Below are 21,013 nucleotides of genomic sequence, written 5' to 3'. Positions count from 1 at the left end.
TTGGAATATTATTATTTCCCTTTTTTGGCAACAAGTTGACTGAGTATTACCAAGATTAAAGAGAAAATAATCATTAGTGTTGCCAGTGCATTGACTTCAGGGGTTACCCCGGTTTTCACTAAGGAGAAAATCTTTAATGGTAAAATTTCATAACTTACACCACTGACAAATGAGGACACAACTACATCATCTAATGAAATGGTAAAGCTAAGTAGCCAACCTGAAACAATGGCAGGCAACGCTAACGGTAAAATGATCTTGCGTAGTATTGTTACTTCACCGGCACCTAAATCTTTTGCCGCTTCCAACATTTTGTTATCAAAACCTTTTAGACGAGAGAAAACACTGACTACAACATAAGGCAAACAGAATGTTACGTGAGCTAAAAGTAATGACCAAAATCCTAAAGAGATACCTACTATCATAAACAATGCAAGTAGGGAGACAGCCATAACAATATCAGGCGACATCATCACAATAAACAGCATTCCGCTTATAGCCTGTTTACCACGGAAGCGATAACGATAAAGTGCGATAGCAGTTAATGTCCCAATAATTGTTGCTAATGAGGCTGCAAAAAATGCAATAGTGATGGAATGAATAGCGGCTTGAATGAGAGTATCGTTGTTGAATAAACGCTCATACCATTGGAAACCGAAACCTTTCCAAGTATTACCGAAACGATCATTGTTAAATGAATTACTGATTAGAATAATAATCGGGATATACAGATAAGCGTATACCACAAACAAAAAGACATTACGTAGTAAACGACTCATTATTCCAACTCCATTTTTTTATTTAATAATTTACTTGTTTTATAGTAAATAAAAATTAATAAAGCCATTAGTAGAGTAAGTGCTATACTAATTGCTGAACCCATAGGCCAGTTTCTTATTTTTAAGAATTGGACATAAATTTCATTACCTACTAGGGCTGCTTTCGCACCGCCAAGCAAATCTGACACATAGAACATTCCCATTGCGGGTAATAGAACTAACAAACAACCTGCGATAATTCCCGGCATTGTTAATGGAATAATGATTCTAATAAAACGTTGAAATGAATTTGCTCCCAAATCCTTTGCAGCTTCCAATAAACGAAGATCCAGTTTTTCAATGGCAGCGTAAAGCGGTAAAATCATAAAAGGCAGTAAGATGTAAACTAATCCAATGATTACCGCAGTTTCGGTATTCAAGATACGAATTGGTGTGTCAATAATACCGATTGCAATTAGGGTATTGTTTAAAATACCTTTCATACCAAGAAAGATTTTCATTCCGTAAATACGAATTAACGAATTCGTCCAAAAAGGTAAAACAACGAGGAATAGCAAAAATGGACGGTATGAGGGTTTTATTTTGGCAATGAAAAATGCAAAAGGATAACCTACAAGTAAACAGATAACAGTTGCAATCGCAGACATACGGAGTGAATTCCACATTACTTTGGCGTAATGTGAGTCAACTAAGTTTGCGTAACTTTCCAAGCTAAAAGGCAAAGCATAAAAATTACTGCTATCTTTTGATAAAAAACTAACTGTTAAGACTAGCAGGTTTGGTACTAAAACAAAGAAGAGTAACCAGCCGAAAATGACACTAACAGTTAAGTTTTGAAATTTATTACTGTTCATCTTCATCGTCCAGTACAACCTCCCAGCCTTCATGCCACGTTAGTGCCACTTTTTGACCCACTGAATGATCGATATGCGGATCATCTTCATTAAAGAATTCACTCACCAATACTTTCATTTTATTATGATCAAGAATGATGCTTGACTCTAATGTCATGCCTTTATAGCTACGATCAACAACATGTCCAATAATTGCTTTGGAACTTTCATTTTCATCAAGTTCTTCAATTATAATATCTTCTGGACGTAACAAGATTTTTAATTTCTGATTTGGTTGGACAGTCAACTCTGTATGAATATCGCAAACACGACCTTCTACATTGGCTTTAACAGTTTTTTCGTCTGTACGCTCAATAACTATCGCATCAAAAATATTGATTTCACCGATAAATTTTGCCACAAATAGATTTTTAGGATCCTCGTAAATATCACGTGGTGAACCATCTTGTTGGATAGTGCCTTTGTTCATTACGATAATACGATCTGACATAGTTAATGCCTCTTCCTGATCGTGAGTAACGAAAATAAAGGTAATTCCCAACTGACGTTGCAATGCTTTCAACTCATTTTGCATTTCTTTACGTAATTTATAATCAAGAGCGGATAAAGATTCATCAAGCAATAAAACTTTAGGTTTATTTACTACCGCTCTTGCAATGGCGACACGTTGTTGTTGACCGCCGGAAAGCTGAGTTGGCTTACGATCCGCCATTTCTTCTAGACGCACCATGCGTAATGCTTCCATTACACGAGGTTTAATGTCTGCATTCGGTACTTTTTGCATGCGTAAACCAAAGGCCACATTTTCAAAAATCGTCATATGTGGGAACAGGGCATAACTTTGGAATACGGTGTTTATGTGACGACGCTCTGCCGGTATATCCGTCACATCTTCACCATCAAGAATAATACGACCTTCATTTAACTCTTCAAAGCCGGCAATCAAACGTAACACTGTTGTTTTACCGCAACCTGACGGACCTAGAATTGTTAAAAATTCACCGTTATTAATAGTTAAATTGAAGTTATTGATAATGGTTTTTGTATCATAAGACTTAGTAAGAGAACGAAGCTCAATAATAGGCTTGTTTTGAACTGTATTTTCCACTAGCTTTGGTTTTCTCCCTAATGAACCTGCGTTTGTTCAGGTATTGAGTAGAAATAAAAAGCCCACAATAAAATTGCAAGCGCCCTTAGTTTTGAATGGCTAATGATATAGCGATTAGCTCATAATTGAAAGTGATGATTTCATTTTTAGGTGATTTTTTACAAACCAAGTGCGTATTTCAACGCTTGTTTTTTAAGAGGCGTGATTTTGTTTGCACCCAGTAATGCCAAGTTACGAGCTATTTTTAATGGCATGCTATCTTCTTTAAAGGCTTTATAAAACAAATCCATGCTAGATTGCATCAGTAAATTATCAGGCTTCCGTCGGTTTTGATAACGTTGTAAAACATGATCCGTTGAAAAATCTTCATTATTTTTTACCGCACTTTCAATTACACTAAGCAGGACTTTGACGTCTTTAAAACCTAAATTGACACCTTGTCCGGCAAGAGGATTAATCGTGTGAGCGGCATCGCCAACTAAAACAATACCTTGTTTGAAATAATCTTGTGCATGACGACGTGTTAGTGCAAAAGTCGCAAATTTTTGTACGTTTATTTTGCCCAGTCTAGGGGGAAATGCTTGATGAATTTCTTCTGCAAGTTTTTCATTTGACAGCTGTTTTAATTCACGTATTTTTTGTGGGCTGTCATACCAAACTAAACAGGCTTGCTTATTTTGTAATGGTAACAAGGCTCTAGGTCCGGAGGGATAAAATTGTTGCCAAGTAATATGTTGTTGATCTTGTTCTACATTCACTAAAATGAGCATGCAATCTTGTCGATATTGCCAGCCTGTCAAACCTATGCCTGCAATTTGGCGTAATTGTGAATTGGCACCGTCAGCTGCAATGATGAGAGGTGCTTGATAACTTTCTCCATTGGATAAAAAAATACGCCAATTTTTACCGCACTTTTCAACATTTTTAATCGCATTTTCCACGTTGGTAGTAATATTATGGTAGGAAGAAAATGTCTGCCATAATCCTAGTTGAATAAGATTATTTTCTACCATAAATCCAAGTTCCGCTAACTGTAAATCTTGGCAGTGAAATTGGGTTGCAAAACCTTCAATTTCCCAAGTTTCCAGTCCTCGATAAGGGAAAATACGCATTTTTTCGATATGCTGCCATGCCTTTAGGGTTTTCAATAAATTAACTGATGCAGCACTAATTGCAGAAATGCGAATGTCATACTCCGATGTCGAATCAAATTCAGGTAGAGAATGATGTTCAATGACGTGAATTTGTAATCCCAATTGAGCTAATCCTGTCGCACAAGCCGCACCAATCATACCGCCACCAACAACAATAATATCTTTTTGCATACGTGTTTTCTCCACAGACTAATTTTCGCTATTTTAGCGTTATTGGTTAAATTTAAAAAATAAAATCTGATTTTTAGCTGGCAACAGCTACAACAACTCGGTAAAATGACCGACTGATTTTTTACTTAGATATTAATTTTAAAAACTGACATGACACAAAAATTACATATTAAAACTTGGGGCTGCCAAATGAACGAATATGATAGTTCGAAAATGGCAGATTTGCTTTTAAATACCCATGGTTTAGAACTGACTGATGTACCGGAAGAAGCAGACGTATTGCTATTAAATACCTGTTCTATTCGTGAAAAAGCACAAGAAAAAGTGTTTCATCAGTTAGGTCGTTGGAAAGAATTAAAGAAACAAAATCCGAGCTTGGTAATTGGTGTGGGCGGTTGTGTGGCTTCACAGGAAGGGGAGCATATTCGTTCACGTGCACCTTATGTTGATATTGTATTTGGACCACAAACATTGCATCGCCTACCTGAAATGATTAATCAAATTCGTGGTGGAAAAAGTGCGGTGGTTGATGTAAGTTTTCCTGAAATTGAGAAATTTGATCGCCTACCGGAACCGAGAGCGGAAGGACCGACAGCGTTCGTTTCTATCATGGAGGGCTGTAATAAATATTGTTCATTCTGTGTAGTGCCTTATACTCGAGGTGAAGAGGTAAGTCGTCCCGTAGATGATGTCTTATTCGAAATTGCACAACTTGCAGAGCAAGGGGTGCGTGAAGTCAATTTATTGGGGCAGAATGTGAACGCTTATCGTGGACCAACACATGATGGCGGTATTTGTTCATTTGCTGAGTTATTACGTTTAGTCGCTTCTATTGATGGAATTGATCGATTACGTTTTACCACCAGCCACCCAATTGAATTTACTGATGATATTATTGATGTATATGCGGATACGCCTGAATTGGTGAGTTTCTTACATTTACCTGTGCAAAGCGGTTCAGATCGTGTACTGAATTTAATGAAGCGAAATCATACCGCACTTGAATATAAATCAATTATTCGCAAATTGAAAAAAGTGCGGCCGAATATTCAGATTAGTTCAGATTTTATTGTTGGGTTTCCGGGGGAAACGGATCAGGATTTTGAAGACACGATGAATTTAATTGCTCAAGTGAATTTTGATATGAGCTTTAGCTTTATTTATTCTGCTCGTCCCGGAACGCCGGCAGCAGATATGCCTGATGATGTAACGGAAGAAGAGAAAAAACAACGCCTATATTTGCTACAACAACGCATTAACAATCAAGCAGCACAATTTAGTCGAGCAATGTTAGGGACAGAGCAACGTGTATTGGTTGAAGGTCCATCGAAAAAAGATATTATGGAATTAACAGGTCGTACGGAAACAAATCGTATAGTTAATTTTGCAGGAACGCCTAACATGATCGGTAAGTTCGTAGATATTAAAATTACTGATGTCTATACCAATTCTCTGCGAGGTGAGGTAGTTCGTACCGAAGATGAAATGGGGTTACGTATTGTTCAATCTCCGCAAGTCGTTATTAACCGCACTCGTAAAGAAGACGAGCTGGGCGTCGGACATTATCAAGGGTAATTAATTTAACAGGATTTTCTTTTCGATTTTGTCGAACGTCAAAAACTAAAAAGAGCGGTGAAACTTTTATCATAAAAAAAGCAGTGATTACTCACTGCTTTTTTATAGCGGTTAAACTAGACTACCATGTCCAACCAACACCCACGCCACCGCCGAAATCACCGGCAGAGTTGCTGTTGCCCTGTAATTTCAGCGTTATCTTACCATTATCGCTTAGACGTGAATAGCCTATCGCTACCGCATTTCTGCCTTTGTAAGTCCCTGCGGACAACGCAATGGTCGATTTACCCGGCATCGTTACTGTAGGCAATGCTGCCGCCGCATTCGCACCGGCAATACCCGCCTGTAAGGTTCGGTTGTTGGTACTGATGACATTATCTAGGCGATTAACGGCAGCACCCACTTTTTCGTCCACATAGTTTTTATTTGCCGCCATATCACCGGTAGCATGGGCATCCAAGTCTTTCAGACCTCGGATAACCCCTGTACCGACAGGTTTACCAGCTTGGTCTCGAGTGGTTGCAAAGGAAAGAGCGGTCGTATTCAACTGCACGCTTTCGTTCTTACCTGTGATCGCCACGCCATCGAGGGTATAACTTGCTGATTGACCGGCATGATTTCCTTTGCCCGTAATATGGGTACCCTGTGCATTTACAAAAGTTTCGCTGTCTAGACTGCTCGCTTGTAAACCGTTGCTGTCCAAGTGGGATTTCTTACCGTCCACTTCACGAGTTTCAAACGAAGTCATGTTTTTCAACTGGTCAGACAATTTAACTTCTAAGCCTTTGCCATCTTGTGCCATTTCCACTTTGATATTGCCGGCGGCGGTGAGGTTGCTGTTAAACTTCTCGTCACTTGCATTTTCTTCACCTTTAATTGCTAAGGTTTCGCTGAGTTGTTTACGCACTTCAACACCATCATTGCCCTTAAACTTCAAGCCCGATTTCGCTACCGCTTGCACGTCAGCAATGGTGGCTACGTTGGTTAAATCCGCTTGGCTATCAGGTTTCACTAAGTCAGCAACTTTTTCATAGCCCTCGTAGTTTTTCTCGTAAGCGTCATTGGCTTTTGTTAATTCTGTCTGAGCCTCGGTTAAAGCAGTTTTTGCTTTCCCTAGCTCTTCTTTAGCTTTTTCAAGCTGTTTCTTGTTTTCCTCCAATTGAGTTTGAAGTTTCGTTTTATCCTCACCCTCAGGCATGGCATTCATGGCTTGCTCTAAACCATTGATAACAAGCATCCAATCAGTGGCTTTTTTCGCTTGCTCAGAAAGTGCTTTGGCTTTCTCGCTGACGGCTGCTTTTTTATCCGTCACATCTTTTTCTAATTTCGCCGTTTCTGCTTTCGCTTCTTCAACTTTTTTAGGATCAGTTTCAGGATCTGCCAGTCCCAAACCACTCGCTACGTTATTCATCCCGATAGGTGCGGCAGTCGGTTCGGCACGAATAATGACTTTATCCGATTCTGGTGTAACTTCTTGTCCATCTTGAGAAGTATATTTTTTACTTTCTGCATCATACTTCGCCCCCTCTAAATCTTTAGGATCATAGAACTTACCATCACGTCCTTTCACGACTTTGGTATAGTCATCGCCCTCTTGGATGTAGAAGTTAAACGGACGATTGCTATCTAAGTCGGACACTTTTTCATCCACATAGTTTTTATTCGCCGCACTTGAACCGTCAGCCGTGGCATCTAGGTCTTTCAAGCCCGTGATTACGCCAGTGCCCGATTTACCGTCAGTGCCTTTAGCAAACGCCAGCGTAGCTCCCTTGCCATCTTGACCGTCCTCACCGTCAGCCACTTTCAAGCTCACGACATCTTTACCAGCCTTGTCCTTAATAGCAACCTCACCGGCTTTCACCTCGGTTGTGTGCTTGCCATTGCTTAAAACATTCGCTTCTGCTGTTTGATCATTGACCAAAACCTGATCATCGCTGACCACAGACATTGTCACGCCCTCAGCCGTTGTCACAACCGCTTTTTCCTTATCGGGATCTGTATTATCCGTGATGATTTGCGATGTCGCCGTTTGTGTATGAGCGTTACCTGCCTGATCTTTCAACACAATTTCATTGCCGGTAATGTGAGTCGTGTTACCGTTATCGCCGTTAAACTCGGCAGATTTCAAGCCTGTCAAGTCCTCAGTCGTACCAATCGTCACCACCGCTGTAGTGTTCGATGTTGTACTGCTTGCTGTGCCGGCTGTTGTCGTACTTGGAGTAGCTCCTGACGAAGCTGTACTGCTTGTACCACTTTTGCCATTTGTACCTGCACCATTTGACTGAGCAGTGCTTGAAGAAGAATTTGATGTTGTTGTAGTGCTTGTGCTACCTGCACTATCTCCACCAATTGATCCAACTGCACTACTTGATGGAGTGCTTGTAGTTGGTGCCGTCATCGATGTAGCAGAACTACCCGCACTTGGTTTTGTAGTACCATTTTGGGCTAACTCTAATTTAATATTCAGCCCATCTGCAAATTTCAAGGTGTCGTTGCGACCGATTTGGACTTTCTTATCACCATATTCCACATTAAACTTAAAGTCTTTTAATGCAGCATCAAGGTAGGACTTGGTGATCAAATCGTTATCACTAACAGCATTTCCGCTACCTGTACCATTACCATAAATTTGCGGTGTAGAAAGTGTCACTTTGCTAAACATCGGTGCGTCTTTAAACCCGATTTCGATCTTGGCGTTTCCACTCTCGTTAGTATATCGAGTGATTAGGTTATCTCCTTTATAGTCTCCAATATTTATTGTAGGTGTACTCGGTTGTGAAGATGTTATTACTCCATTTGTTGATGTACCGGATAATTTAACAATAGATATAGTTGAGCCTAGTTTTATGCTGGTATCATTGCTATTACCTGACGGAATATCAGCGTTATATTTATACCCTTTTTCAACTATTTCCTTAGAAATTTTAGCTAAATCTCCTACATTAACTGCATGCGTTTTAATAGATAATTTATCAACATTTTCTATTAAATAGTCTAAATCTTTTCTATCTTTATCTTCTCCGTTGTGTTTTTCTAATAGTCCACTTTTTAGTCCAATCAATTGTTTTTCATTTAAATGTACTCCTTTGTAAGAAAGAACCATTTTTGTTCCATTTCCTGTAAGAAGTAAATTTTTAATTGTTTTGCTAGATCCATTTTTATCATTTGCATTAAATTCTATTGAACTACCTTTATTTTCTATTGTTTTAATATTTGATAATTTCTCATTAAGAGATATTTCTAATTTTTTATCTTTACCATTACTTGATTTAACGGCAATATTTCCATTTGTGCCATTAAATTTAGTAGTTTGGTTTTTATTTAATCCCTTACCAACTATTTCTAATGTTTCTGATAATTTTCTGTGTATATTTTTATCATCATTACCTTTGAATTTTAATCCAAGTGCATCGACATATTGTTTATTCACAGCATCATATTTACTCGTTGGATCGGCAACATAAACAATTCGTCTTTGTTGCGTATCACTACCCACAGATACCGCATCTTTCTCACCTTTTGAGTTATTACCTAAGATAACAGCATTTTTTACTTTGTCGTCTGTCGTGATATTTGAACCCAAGACATAAGTGTGTTCGCCAGCTAGCGTATTATAAGCACCCACAGCATAGGAATGATCTCCTTTAACCGTGTTTTGTTTCCCGAATGCACCGGAATGATTGCGTGATACATTATTTTTGTAGCCGATAGCCGTAGCATGCTCGCCCAATACCTCACTATCTCTGCCTATGGCAAGTGCGTTTCTATTTTTAGCATTAGCACCATAACCGATAGCAATTGCACCTTCATTTTGTGCTACCGCTTTATCGCCAATAGCAATAGAATAGTCTCCTTCAGCCTTAGTTTCTGGATTATCGGATACTTTAACGGATTTTTGACCTGTACCTTTTAGATAGCTGATTAAAGCTTTAGCTTGTACCAATTCAGTGTCGCTCTTGTCAGTTTCGCCAAGTTTGATTTCAGCAATACCGACATTGCTACCAAATTTTTGTTTACCTGAAGCACCACCAATATTCGACCCGTCTATTTTCAAATACGTATTACCTAAATCAGCAGTTTTCGTATATTTTTCCAGCTCAGTTGCTACGGCTTTTGAGGTAATGACTTTTTCGTCATTTTTATCTACAGAAGTAGCTTTATTTAACGTCAGCGTTAATTTACCGTTATCTTTAGGATCACTACCATTAGACGGTTCCAGTTTTGCTGTAATGTCTTTTTCACTACCAGCACTCGAACTATCAATGGTCAATGTTCCACCTAATTGTAATGTGGTTTTACTTTGGGAAGTATCATTCCCTTTAAAGGTCAAGCCACCATTCACGGCGGTAATTAACTGTGTAATAGCTTCTTTAAAGGTTGTTGGGGCAGCCGCAGTCGTGCCACTAGTAGTGTCTTTAGTACCGCCTTTTATCGGATTAAATGATAGTGCTGTAAACGCAGTTTTCCCACTGTCAACCTCAACCCCCAATTTACTTGCTAAATCGGAAAGTTGTCCGCCAGTGATGGCTTCTGATGAACCACTTTCTATCTTACCAGTCGCAACATTAGAGATTTTCACTGTTTGGTTAGTTCCACTTATTCCATTTCCAGTAGGCGTGAAGGTCAAAGTCGCACCACCCACTTTTAACTCTGCCGTGTTCGTGCCACTCGTACCGTTTTTAAACACTAAAGCGTTATTCTCATCTTTACCGATGGTAGACAAGCCGGTGGCTTGCACTCCGCCATTTGTCATGTCTTTTTTCAACGTAACGGTTGAGCCGTTTTCCGGACTTAACTCAATTTTGTTATCCGCTCCATTGGTAACTTTAATACTGCCCTTATTTTTACCCGCACTTAACGTTGCACTGGTATTATCCAATGCCAGGTTTGAACCGTCTTTCGCACTTTCTAAGGTTGCAGTGTTTTCGGTGAGTTTTAACGATCCTTTATCCTCTTTAGCTGTAATTGTTACTGCTTTATCTTTTAATTCCACTTTGGAATTACCGCTAGCACTTTCTAAGGTCGCTTTGTCGGCTTCAAGTTTCAACGCAGCTTTGCCTGATTCTTTATTAATTTCAGACACGCCGCTAAATTTACCATCGGCTAGGGTAACCTCTGAACTACCTGCTTTGAAGGTAATTTTGTCCTTGCTTCCATTACTTCCGCTTAAAGTAATTTTCGCATTATCGCCATTACCAACAGATTTAATACCTATTAAAGTATCAGACAAGCCAATTTCCAGTCCATCGTTTGCTGTATTTTTAGACACTTTAATATTATTTTCAGTGGTTGTTATTGAGTTAGCACCACTTCCTTTGCCCACAATTTTCAAAGTGTCGCCGAGTTTGCGTGTGACTTTATCAGAAGAACCACCATTACCCTCAAAGGATAGTCCTTTTTCCACAAGGGCTTTGGCGACTTCGGAAAGGTCTTTTACATTGACGGCGTTAGTGGATTTAATGTTACTGCCATTATCAAGAGTTCCCTCGAGGACTTTTTTAATAATGTCGGCATTTCCGTTTCCAGTACCAGCATCTTTCAACCCTAAACCGCTCGCAAGTGCGGTGATTTTTTTACCTCCTAAGTCTAATCCATTCTCATCGAATTTATATTTCGTGTTATCTCCCAAACTAAACTCGATCTCATTTTTAGCAGTATCTTTATTAAAGCTAATCTTAGCCTTATCATCTTTTCCAATAGTCGATATACCTTTTAAGTCGCTATTAAGTGCTATCGTTAAATTCGATCCTGTCGCTTCTGTTTTAATATTTTTATGTTTGCCATTAGCATCATCTTCTTTACCTTTGACAGATAAAGTGCCGGTGATATTGTTTGTGTCACCTTTATCCGAACTCACGTTAAATGTCCCTGCTTTAGTGGCTAATTTTTCATCAACATATTTTTTCGTGATCAACGTATTTTCCGGCGTTTTTTCATCAATTGTGTCAGTTACTGTTACCGTTTTGAAATTCGGATTTTCTTTAATCCCGATTAACACTTCTTTTTTATTTGATAAATATTTTGTTTTAATGTTATCGCTGGTAAATCCTAAGGTTTGTGCATCAGGTTTATCGATATTACCCGCTTTAATTTGTAATGTATCTCCTAGATTAAGCGTTCCATTATCGGTTCCATCACTAATTACAAACCCCTTATTCACAGCCACGATCAAATCATTGATTGCTTCTTTAAAGGTGGTTTTTCCGTTAGTTTCTGTTTGCCCTTGATAATTGACGGCGACAAACGACGGTGCGGTAAAACCGGTTTTAGAATTTGTATCCACACTAACGCCTAATTTACCCGCTAGATCATGCAATTGATTTCCTGTGACCACGTCTTTTGAGGCGTTCTCAATTTGACCATCTGATAAGCCGCTGATTTTACCGTCTTTTGTTATAGAGACAGTTTTTCCATTAACTGGCGTTAAATCAATACTGTCATCTTTAAAGTCGATTTTAGACTTATTATCGCCCTTAGTAATCGAAGTTATTCCTTTTAACGTTTCACCCAATTCGATTTTTAGACCGTTTTCATCATTTTTTGATACATAAATATTTGTGCCACTAGTTCTAGCCGTTTCACTTCCTTTGATTTCTATACTATTATTTAGTGTCTTTTTAACTTCTTGACTATCATTACCTTTTAAGCCAAATGTTGCTGTGTTTGCATACAGTTTACCTTTTATATCAGTTTTTGCCGCCTCAATAGCTTCGTGTACTTTGCCACCCGTTACGGTTTTGTCATTTTTATCTGATACAGTTCCGGTACCTATATCATCTATTTTTGTTTTATAACTATTTTCTAATGCAACCTTAAATGTTTTAGCTCCATTTCCAGCAGCCGTTTCTGTAACCGTAATTCCTGCACCATTTGTGACTGTTTCTTTCGCTTTGGCGATTTCATTCGTTGTTTCCAATTTAGAATAGACGTCTAGTTTATTTCTCCATGCTGTTTGATTACCATTGTTTATATTCGACGCATCCACTTTCGCATAGGTATTCCCTGCTTCGGTTTTACTTAAGGCATTGTCGATTTTGTCTTTTAAGCCAGTTTCTAAGCCTAAAGTGATGTTACTAGCGACAGTATTTTTACCATCTCCCGATGTAATTTGTAGCCCATTATTTGCGGTGATAGTACCTGTCAATTTATCTTGTTTTGTATCCAATTGGCTTTTATTCACCGCATCATTAGCAGTTGTACCATCAGCCACATTTGAGATTTTAACTTTGTCACCCTCATTCGCTAAAGTTAACCCTGCACCGCCGGCTGTGATAGTTGTACCACCATTAAACGTGATTTTGTTACTCTCGTCTTTTCCGATCGATGTAATGCCTGTTAAAGCACTATTAAGCGATACTGTTAATTTTTTAGCGGTTTTATCCACCTCTGTGGTGATGTTTTTAGCATCTCCATTAATATTCAATTCCGTATTGTCTTTATTTAATTCATACCCTTTGCCGTCTGTTCCGTTAGTATCGCCCTTGACGGTAAATTTAGCGGCGACATTGGCAAGTTTTCCGTCCACATATTTTTTCGTGGTTAAGGTCATTTCAGGACTTGTGTCTTCAACATCTTTAGTTACTGTGACTTTTTCAAAACGTGGAGCTTTTTTAATTCCAATTAGGAATACTCCTTGATCCTTACCGTAATTCGTTTTGATGTTATCGCTGACATAATCGCCACCATCAACAACACCGGCTTGTATGGTGATCTTTTCGCCCAGCTGTCTTGTGCCATGCGTTGTGCCGTCGCTAAATACCAAGCCTTTATTAATTTGGTCTATATTTGCATTAATCGCTTCTCTAAATGTTTTGTTTTGTGCGGTATCCGTAGACGTACTTGTGGCTTTTAATGTCTTAAATGCTGATTTTTTGAATTGATTAGTTGTGCCTAATTCCGCCCCAAGGACATCTTTTGCCAGTTTTGCAAATTCTGTTGTCACACTGAACAATTGACTTCCGTTAATAGCATCTGTTGAGATTTTGCTCACTTCGCCCGCTGCCACGTGTTTAATGACACGCTCTGTTCCAGCTTTACCTATGCTTAATACTGTCTTATTATTTCCAGTCCCACCTGCAAAGGCAAAATTCACGCCCTCTACAGTAGCATTTGCCTTTGCATTCGCTTTAGCCGTCGCTTGCGATCCTTTCCCTAACGCAATCGAATTACCAGCATTTGTAGATACAGACGCCCCTTCACCAATCGCTACTGCACCGGTGGCGTTGGCTTGAACAGTCGCCCCTTTACCTAAAACTACCGCACTTTGGGCTTTGGATTCGGCACCTTGTCCAATCACAACCGCACTTGTCGCTGTAGATTTTGCAGACGCACCGATCACAACACTGTTATTCGCATTTGTTGCTTGGGCTTGGTTACCCATGACGATTAAATTATTATCGTTTTTAACATTAGATTTAGCAGTTATGTTTTTACCAATGATGATAGAGTTTGCTAATTTTGAGACAATATTGTTATCGCCTAATATGATGGTATTTTTAGAATCTGTGACGGTATTTTTATCACCCATCAAATGAACATAGACTGAGGAATCTGTAAATTTATTCTCTTCACCGATGACGGTATTCCATACCCCACGAACGATATTATTATCCCCGATCACTCGTATGCTGACCGCACCTGCTGATGGGTCAGTTTTATAATTATTTTCAGAACTGCCTATCTTATTCTCCGAACCTAAATTCACAACTTTTCGTCCGGTGATGATATTGTCTGAACCAATAGCCACCGTATGCTTATCTTGACCTTTATTCTTCCCTCTGAGATGATTATTCGCCCCGATAGCGACGGCGTTCGATATTTCCGCCTCAATTTTCGAGCCTTTACCCATAGCGATGGAGTTTTCAGAAGCGGCACTTGCGTCCACACCAATCGCAATCGCCCCCTCAACTTTTGCACCGTCGTTGTTGTAATTGCCTTTTGTTTTTGGTGTTGTGGTCGGTGTATGTACTGACATAAAGTGGATATTTGAAGCCACGTCTTTGAGTTTGTCATCAACGTATTTTTTATTAACGGCGTGAGTGTTCTCTGTAGGGGTGCCGGTAAGTTTTACAGTATTAAATTCTGGATCGTCTTTTAAGCCGATGGTGAATTGTGCCTTTGAACTGTTTTTTTCAACTTTTGTTTTTAAATTTTTACTCTTATATTGAGTACCATTATCAGAAATATCTTCTGGTTTTATTTCAATCGTTGAGCCAAAATAAATCTTATCAATAGTTTTCGTTCCATCACTGAACTTATAACCTTTATTGACGGCTTTAATCAGTTCCGTTATTGCACCTTTAAAAGTATTTTGCGATCCTTGTGTTCCTTCAATATATTCAACTGCTGTAAAATTATGTCCTTTGAATTGTGTATTATTGGTCTCTAATTCCAACCCCAACTTACCTTTAAGATCATAAAGTTGTGCCCCAGTAATCGCCTGATCGGATTTGTTGGAAATCTCTCCATCGGCTAAATGCCCGAATCTTATCTTTTCTCCTATGTCCGCAATTTGTTTATCAGCATTTATGTATTGTATCTTCTCGTTATGCCCTTTAGCCCCAACTAATACTTTTTCTTTTGGAATTTCTTGTTTATCTAATGGTGTGCCATTTTTGGTATTGACCTTGTAGAATTTTCCATCTGTTCCTTTAACTAATTTATATATTTTTCCATTATCTTCCGTATAATAAACGACTAAGCCTTCTCTTTTTACATATTCTAAGGCTTTTAATTGTCCAATCGTCGCCACGTCAGAATCCAACGCACCCGGTGCCACCCCGACAATCCGTCTTAAGCCCAGTTCTTGATTTCTACTGTTATCCTTTGTCCAACCGACGGACACAATACCCGCCGCTTTATCAGTTTTTAAGTTATAGCTAGAACCCTCTGGAACATAGGGATCTAAATTAATCGCATCATTTTTGCCGTTTCCGATGAGCGTGGCTATGTTTTTGTTATTATCATCTTGATAGAAATATTTTGTATGTGATTTATTCCCTAATGCCACAGAATTTTCCATGCTTACTTGAGCTTCATTTCCGAACGCTACACTATTTTGAGCGTTAGCTGTTGCACTAGTTCCTATAGCAATAGCCGACATTTCTAATTCTTTTTCACCATTCCTATATTTTTCATCCTCAGGCCAACTTAGTTTTTTAATTGTGTCATCTTTCTTTGTATTTTCAACTTTTGCACCATTACCTATCACGATAGATTTTGAGGCATGCTCTTCTAATGTTGCTGAATTACCTAAAACAATACTTTCTCCTGATTTTCCCAATGCTCCATAACCCACAGCTATTGTATTGTCTTTTGTTACACCAACGCCGGAACCGATAGCCACAACGCCCGCACCTGTTACTGTTGTGCCCGTTCCTAAAGCGATTGAGTTTTCTTTATGTACATTTGTCCCAACCCCAATCGCTATCGTATTACTTGCATATTGTCCGACATTATTTAACGCACCTAAAACGACAGAATTTCTTCCTTTTACATAGGAAGCTGTACCTATAGCGACAGTATTATCACCACTATTGACAGTGTAATACCCAACAGTTATGCCATGTTTTCCATCGCTCTTTGTTTTCTTGATATCTGTACCACCTACTGATAATAAAGTATCTTTTTCTTCTTCATAAGCGAATGTTAAGCCTTGAATAACCTTATTAATTTTTTCATTAATTTGATCTCTATCTAAATGAGCAGAAAATCCGGATTGAACAATTTCATTATTATTTCCAACTTTAAGATTACTTACCTTTGCTGAGGTTTCTTTTACGTGATTTGAAGTATCTACTTTTTCGGTAACCATTCCAATACCTAATTCAGACATAAGTTTTGTTCTAAACTTTTCATCCGTTCCATCTTTATATTTAGCATTAGATATTACTGTCGACCCTATCGCTATGGATCCTTCTCCTACCGCTTTTGCTCCTGAACCATATGATAAAGAGCCTTTATTTGTTGATTCAGCTTTATTTCCTATAGCAAATGAATTTGCAGCAAAAACCCTTGATTCATCTCCAATAGCAACACCACCTGTGGAATTTTGGTCAACAAATGCACGAACTCCAATGGCTGTTGACCTGTCTGCTAATGCAAAAGATAATGCACCTAAGGAAGTAGCAAACTCTCCACCCGCAATGTTTCTTGAACCTATCGCAATACTACCCACGCCTTTAGCATACGTAGGGCTGTAATGACGATTATCTGTACCGTTGTCACTGATGTATTTTTTTGCAAAAGAAGACCAACCGTCTTTAAAAAATTCTAGATTCGAACCAAGGTTACTAAACAAATTGTTAATCGTTGTTACCGGCAATCTATCATTAAACCTATGATCATCTATATCATCATTACCAATAGCAATAGCAGATTTACCATAAGCAAATACGTCACTTCCTATAGCGACAGACTGATTGTTAGCTCCAGAATTATTACCCACTACCACAGACTGCATACCTATAGCGTGTGCGTCTGCCCCAACACCTGTTGAATTATCCCCTGATGCCCAAGCATCATGTCCTACAGCCACACCTCCTATACTAACTTTAGAATAATTTGAGCCATTATTATTTCCTGAAGGATTCAAAGCAACTCCATGTAATCTATATTTATCCCTACCTTTATAAATATATTCCATTTCTCTTTTTTCTGAACCTACAGTACCTCCATAAGTGCCTATCCATGCAGCAAAAGTATTTGATGAGAGAGCTACCGACACCACCAACGCCAACGGCAACACCTTAAACATGCCTAAAAACACACCGCACTTCGGCTTACTCTCCGTCGCCTCAACACGGCTCGCCACTTGACGGTTATTCGCTAATTCAGACACAACTTTCGTTTGACCCGTTGTTACATCGTATTTGGTTTTGAAGATTTTGTTCATAAATTCACTCTCTTTAAGCTTTTAAAATTAGGTTTTTTTATTGATTTATTTTGTTGATTTTTTTAACTTTTTTACGGTTGTTTATTGATTAAACGTGTTACTTTTTAGATAGATTGATAAATAAATCGGCGATGCCTTGCTTTTTAAGACACAACAAAAAAAGGCGAATAATACTTTCGCCGAAAGGTTGAGGTTGAAATAGGTGATTTTTAAGATGTTGTTTGAACATGTCCAACCTCACAAATTTACCTTGCAAGGTTGATTTTAGGCAATATACTAGGCTGTAGGCTGTAGGCTGTAGGCTGTAGGCTGTAGGCTGTAGGCTGTAGGCTGTAGGCTGTAGGCTGTAGGCTGTAGGCTGTAGGCTGTAGGCTGTAGGCTGTAGGCTGTAGGCTGTAGGCTGTAGGCTGTAGGCTGTAGGCTGTAGGCTGTAGGCTGTAGGCTGTAGGCTGTAGGCTGTAGGCTGTAGGCTGTAGGCTGTAGGCTGTAGGCTGTAGGCTGTAGGCTGTAGGCTGTAGGCTGTAGGCTGTAGGCTGTAGGCTGTAGGCTGTAGGCTGTAGGCTGTAGGCTGTAGGCTGTAGGCTGTAGGCTGTAGGCTGTAGGCTGTCATTTCTTCGGTTCTATTTTATTTGTCAAGTAAAAATTCGAGCCATTTTATCCTAAATTTTTATAGAAAAAAACGATTTTGTGAACTTTATTTACAGTTATGTTTTATAGTTTTTATGATTTTTTCTTTCGCACTTTTTGGGTTTAAGCTGTCTAGCCATTCTATGGGCGATTTCCAACCACGCAACCATGTAAGTTGTCGCTTTGCTAATTGCCTTGTGGCACAAATACCTCTAAATATCATTTCGTCTTTACCATAATTACCCTGTAAATATTCCCACATTTGTCGATAACCGACACAACGAATAGAGGGTAGGTTAGGGTGTAGATCCGAGCGTTGATAAAGTTTTTCGACTTCCTGTTGAAAGCCTTGTTCGATCATTTTATGAAAACGTTGTTCAATGCGTTGGTGCAAAACAGCTCGTTCAGGTGCGATAGCAAAATGTATGATGTGATAAGGAATTTCTTCGCCTTTTTGTGCGGTTAATTCTGTTAAAGATTGTCCTGTTAAATAGAAGACCTCCAATGCACGATTAATTCGCTGGCTGTCGTTGGGATTTATACGTTGTGCTGATATTGGGTCGATTTTGGCTAATTCGTTGTGTAGTGTTGCCCAACCAAATTTTTCTGCTTTTTGTTCTATTTCCAACCGCACTTTTTCATCCGCTGAAGGAAGCGGTGAAAGTCCTTCCAATAAGGCTTTGTAATACAACATTGTACCGCCAACAAGAAGCGGAATTTTTCCTTGTTGCGTGATTTTTTGCATTTCTCGCAAGGCATCTCGGCGAAATTCTGCGGCAGAATAGTTTTCACTTGGATCTTTAATATCAATTAGGCGATGAGGTGTTAGTGCTAATTCTTGTGCATTGGGCTTTGCTGTACCAATGTCCATGCCTTTATAAATTAAAGCTGAATCGACACTGATGACTTCAACAGGAAGTTCTTGATGTAATTGGATAGCGAGGTCGGTTTTGCCGGAAGCGGTTGGCCCCATTAAAAAGATAGCAGTTGATTTTTTATTCATTGCAATTTATCTAAATAGTGATCCCACTCTATTTTGACTAATAAAGATTGGAATTCTAGTTGATGTTGGGTTGAAAATTGTTGCTCAGTTTTTGTGAGTAAATTTACAGCTTCGGAGAAAGTACTGAGCGAGGGAAATTCCAAGTGTGAGCAAAGTGCGGTAAGAAAAATAGTGTATTTTTCATGAGGTTGATCCAATAACTGTAAAATTATTTTTTGTATATTTTGTGTACGCAAGCAAATAGGTAAACGGTTTAGAGTTATTCTGCGTTGTGCAGAATTGTCTGTAAAATCGAAACCGCTTTGTTGAAAAAATAGAGCTTGCTGTTGCCAAGATTGATATTGTTGTTTATTTAAACGCAATAAAATCGGAATAAGCAATGTTTGTTGTGCAATATTACTTTGTTGCAACTGTAAGCGGATATTGAAATGCTGCAATGCCTGAATAGAAAGGAGGAAATATTGCTGGTTTTGTTGCAATAACAATGCCTTATTTTCAATTAATGCAAGTGCATGTAAAACATTTTTCTGTTCGCTGATATGCGTTGCATTGTGTGTAAATTGATGGGGTAGAGTAGAAGAGGCGATAGTTTTTTCTTCATGTGTTGCGAGTAATTCTGCATAGGCTTTTTGCACTGCTTTCTTTGGCGTTACTTCGCTGTAATTTGCTGCAAAGTGCGGTTTAAATTGAGACGATTTTTTATCATAATCTTTAGGTTGCTGGGCAAAAATATTTTTGCCGGCAGTCGCTCGATTACCTTTGTTATGCGTGGTCAAGTTCCAAATACCTTGAGGTTCGGCAACTTTGGTTGGATTGGATTGTTCACTCTGTATTGGAATATTGGTTTGTTCAGAGGTGAGTGCATTTGTCATGCCTTGATAAATAAAATCGTGAATTAGACGAGCTTGATGAAAGCGAACTTCATGCTTGGTTGGGTGTACGTTTACATCTACTTCATTCGGATTGAGATCAATAAACAATACAAATGCCGGATATTTTTCATTGCTCAGATATTCTGAATAAGCTTGACGAATAGCATGAGTAATCACTTTATCTTTCACCATTCTGCCATTGATATAACAATAATTGAGGTCATTTTGATGACGAGCAAACTGAGGTTGTATAACCCAGCCGGAAAGATGTAGATCATTATGTTTCCAATCAATATGTAACGCATTTTGCATAAAATCATTGCCACAAATAGTCGCAATACGCTTAATTTTTTGCTCATTTGTTACCGCACTTTTATAGCGGTGTATTAATTTATTGTTATGGGTCAACGTAAAAGCAACTTGAGGTTTTGCCAACGCTATACGGCGGATTACTTCATCAATATGTGCAAATTCAGTTTTGTCTGTACGTAAAAATTTGCGTCTGGCAGGCGTATTAAAAAACAAATTTGCTACTTCAACTGTTGTGCCAATCGGATGAGAAGCGGGTGTGATGCTGGTTTCCATATCTCGACCTTGTGCATAAACCTGCCATGCTTCATTTTGTTGTGCTGTACGAGAGGTTAAGGTTAAACGGGAAACTGAACTGATACTTGCGAGTGCTTCGCCACGAAAGCCTAAACTTAAAATCATTTCAAGATCATCAAGGCTGGCGATCTTGCTTGTTGCGTGGCGAGCAAGAGCTAAATGGAGTTCATCTTTTGCAATTCCTATGCCGTTGTCACGAATACGAATTAAATTTGCACCACCATTTTCAATCTCAATTTGAATGTGTGTCGCTCCTGCATCCAAGCTGTTTTCAATCAGTTCTTTGACGACAGAAGCCGGACGCTCTACCACTTCGCCCGCCGCTATTTGGTTAGCCAGTTGTGGAGGAAGAATTTTAATTGTCATACGTT

The 21,013-nt window shown here is 38.8% G+C and carries 8 protein-coding genes; 1 reads left to right on the top strand and 7 read right to left on the bottom strand.

The annotated features are described in order from the left end of the window. Positions 1 to 11 precede the first annotated feature (11 nt). The 4 genes from potC to HSM_RS08100 all read right to left on the bottom strand — a co-directional run bounded on the left by potC (position 12) and on the right by HSM_RS08100 (position 4,066). Entirely contained in the window at positions 12 to 779 is a 768-nt protein-coding gene (potC, locus tag HSM_RS08115; protein ID WP_011609314.1) for a spermidine/putrescine ABC transporter permease PotC, read from the bottom strand. Beyond that, on the bottom strand, positions 779 to 1,639 hold the full coding sequence (gene potB, locus HSM_RS08110; protein ID WP_011609313.1) for a spermidine/putrescine ABC transporter permease PotB: 861 nt from the start codon (positions 1,637 to 1,639) through the stop codon (positions 779 to 781). Before potB ends, potC begins: the two co-directional genes overlap by 1 nt. Next, positions 1,623 to 2,741 carry a spermidine/putrescine ABC transporter ATP-binding protein PotA gene (potA, locus tag HSM_RS08105; protein ID WP_011609312.1) on the bottom strand — a complete coding sequence of 373 codons (1,119 nt, stop codon included), beginning with the start codon at positions 2,739 to 2,741 and terminating at the stop codon, positions 1,623 to 1,625. Before potA ends, potB begins: the two co-directional genes overlap by 17 nt. Before the next feature lie 158 nt (positions 2,742 to 2,899). Then, positions 2,900 to 4,066, bottom strand: a complete 1,167-nt coding sequence (locus HSM_RS08100) for an FAD-dependent monooxygenase (protein WP_012340713.1) — start codon at positions 4,064 to 4,066, stop codon at positions 2,900 to 2,902. Between the two features lie 150 nt (positions 4,067 to 4,216). On the opposite strand from HSM_RS08100, the gene miaB reads away from it, so the two are divergent. Then, positions 4,217 to 5,641, top strand: a complete 1,425-nt coding sequence (gene miaB, locus HSM_RS08095; protein ID WP_011609310.1) for a tRNA (N6-isopentenyl adenosine(37)-C2)-methylthiotransferase MiaB — start codon at positions 4,217 to 4,219, stop codon at positions 5,639 to 5,641. A gap of 121 nt (positions 5,642 to 5,762) precedes the next feature. Here miaB and HSM_RS08090 read toward each other — a convergent pair whose 3' ends face one another. The 3 genes from HSM_RS08090 to mutL all read right to left on the bottom strand — a co-directional run bounded on the left by HSM_RS08090 (position 5,763) and on the right by mutL (position 21,008). Further along, positions 5,763 to 17,534, bottom strand: a complete 11,772-nt coding sequence (locus HSM_RS08090) for a YadA-like family protein (RefSeq protein WP_012340712.1) — start codon at positions 17,532 to 17,534, stop codon at positions 5,763 to 5,765. A gap of 694 nt (positions 17,535 to 18,228) precedes the next feature. Further along, positions 18,229 to 19,164 carry a tRNA (adenosine(37)-N6)-dimethylallyltransferase MiaA gene (gene miaA / locus HSM_RS08080; protein WP_012340709.1) on the bottom strand — a complete coding sequence of 312 codons (936 nt, stop codon included), beginning with the start codon at positions 19,162 to 19,164 and terminating at the stop codon, positions 18,229 to 18,231. Next, positions 19,161 to 21,008, bottom strand: coding sequence for a DNA mismatch repair endonuclease MutL (gene mutL / locus HSM_RS08075; protein WP_012340708.1), 1,848 nt, complete (start codon positions 21,006 to 21,008; stop codon positions 19,161 to 19,163). The genes miaA and mutL overlap by 4 nt, the downstream gene beginning before the upstream one ends. Positions 21,009 to 21,013 lie beyond the last annotated feature (5 nt).

Source organism: Histophilus somni 2336 (genome assembly GCF_000019405.1).
In the GTDB taxonomy this organism is placed as follows: Bacteria; Pseudomonadota; Gammaproteobacteria; order Enterobacterales; family Pasteurellaceae; genus Histophilus; species Histophilus somni.
Note: the sequence above shows the minus strand (reverse complement) of the source record. Positions and strands in the feature narration are given on the sequence as shown.

Excerpts from the sequence above, each read along its gene's own strand:
- miaA (WP_012340709.1), bottom strand. The coding sequence starts at position 19,164 with ATGAATAAAAAATCAACTGCTATCTTTTTAATGGGGCCAACCGCTTCC.
- potC (WP_011609314.1), bottom strand. The coding sequence starts at position 779 with ATGAGTCGTTTACTACGTAATGTCTTTTTGTTTGTGGTATACGCTTAT.
- HSM_RS08090 (WP_012340712.1), bottom strand. The coding sequence starts at position 17,534 with ATGAACAAAATCTTCAAAACCAAATACGATGTAACAACGGGTCAAACG.
- miaB (WP_011609310.1), top strand. The coding sequence starts at position 4,217 with ATGACACAAAAATTACATATTAAAACTTGGGGCTGCCAAATGAACGAA.
- potB (WP_011609313.1), bottom strand. The coding sequence starts at position 1,639 with ATGAAGATGAACAGTAATAAATTTCAAAACTTAACTGTTAGTGTCATT.
- HSM_RS08100 (WP_012340713.1), bottom strand. The coding sequence starts at position 4,066 with ATGCAAAAAGATATTATTGTTGTTGGTGGCGGTATGATTGGTGCGGCT.
- mutL (WP_012340708.1), bottom strand. The coding sequence starts at position 21,008 with ATGACAATTAAAATTCTTCCTCCACAACTGGCTAACCAAATAGCGGCG.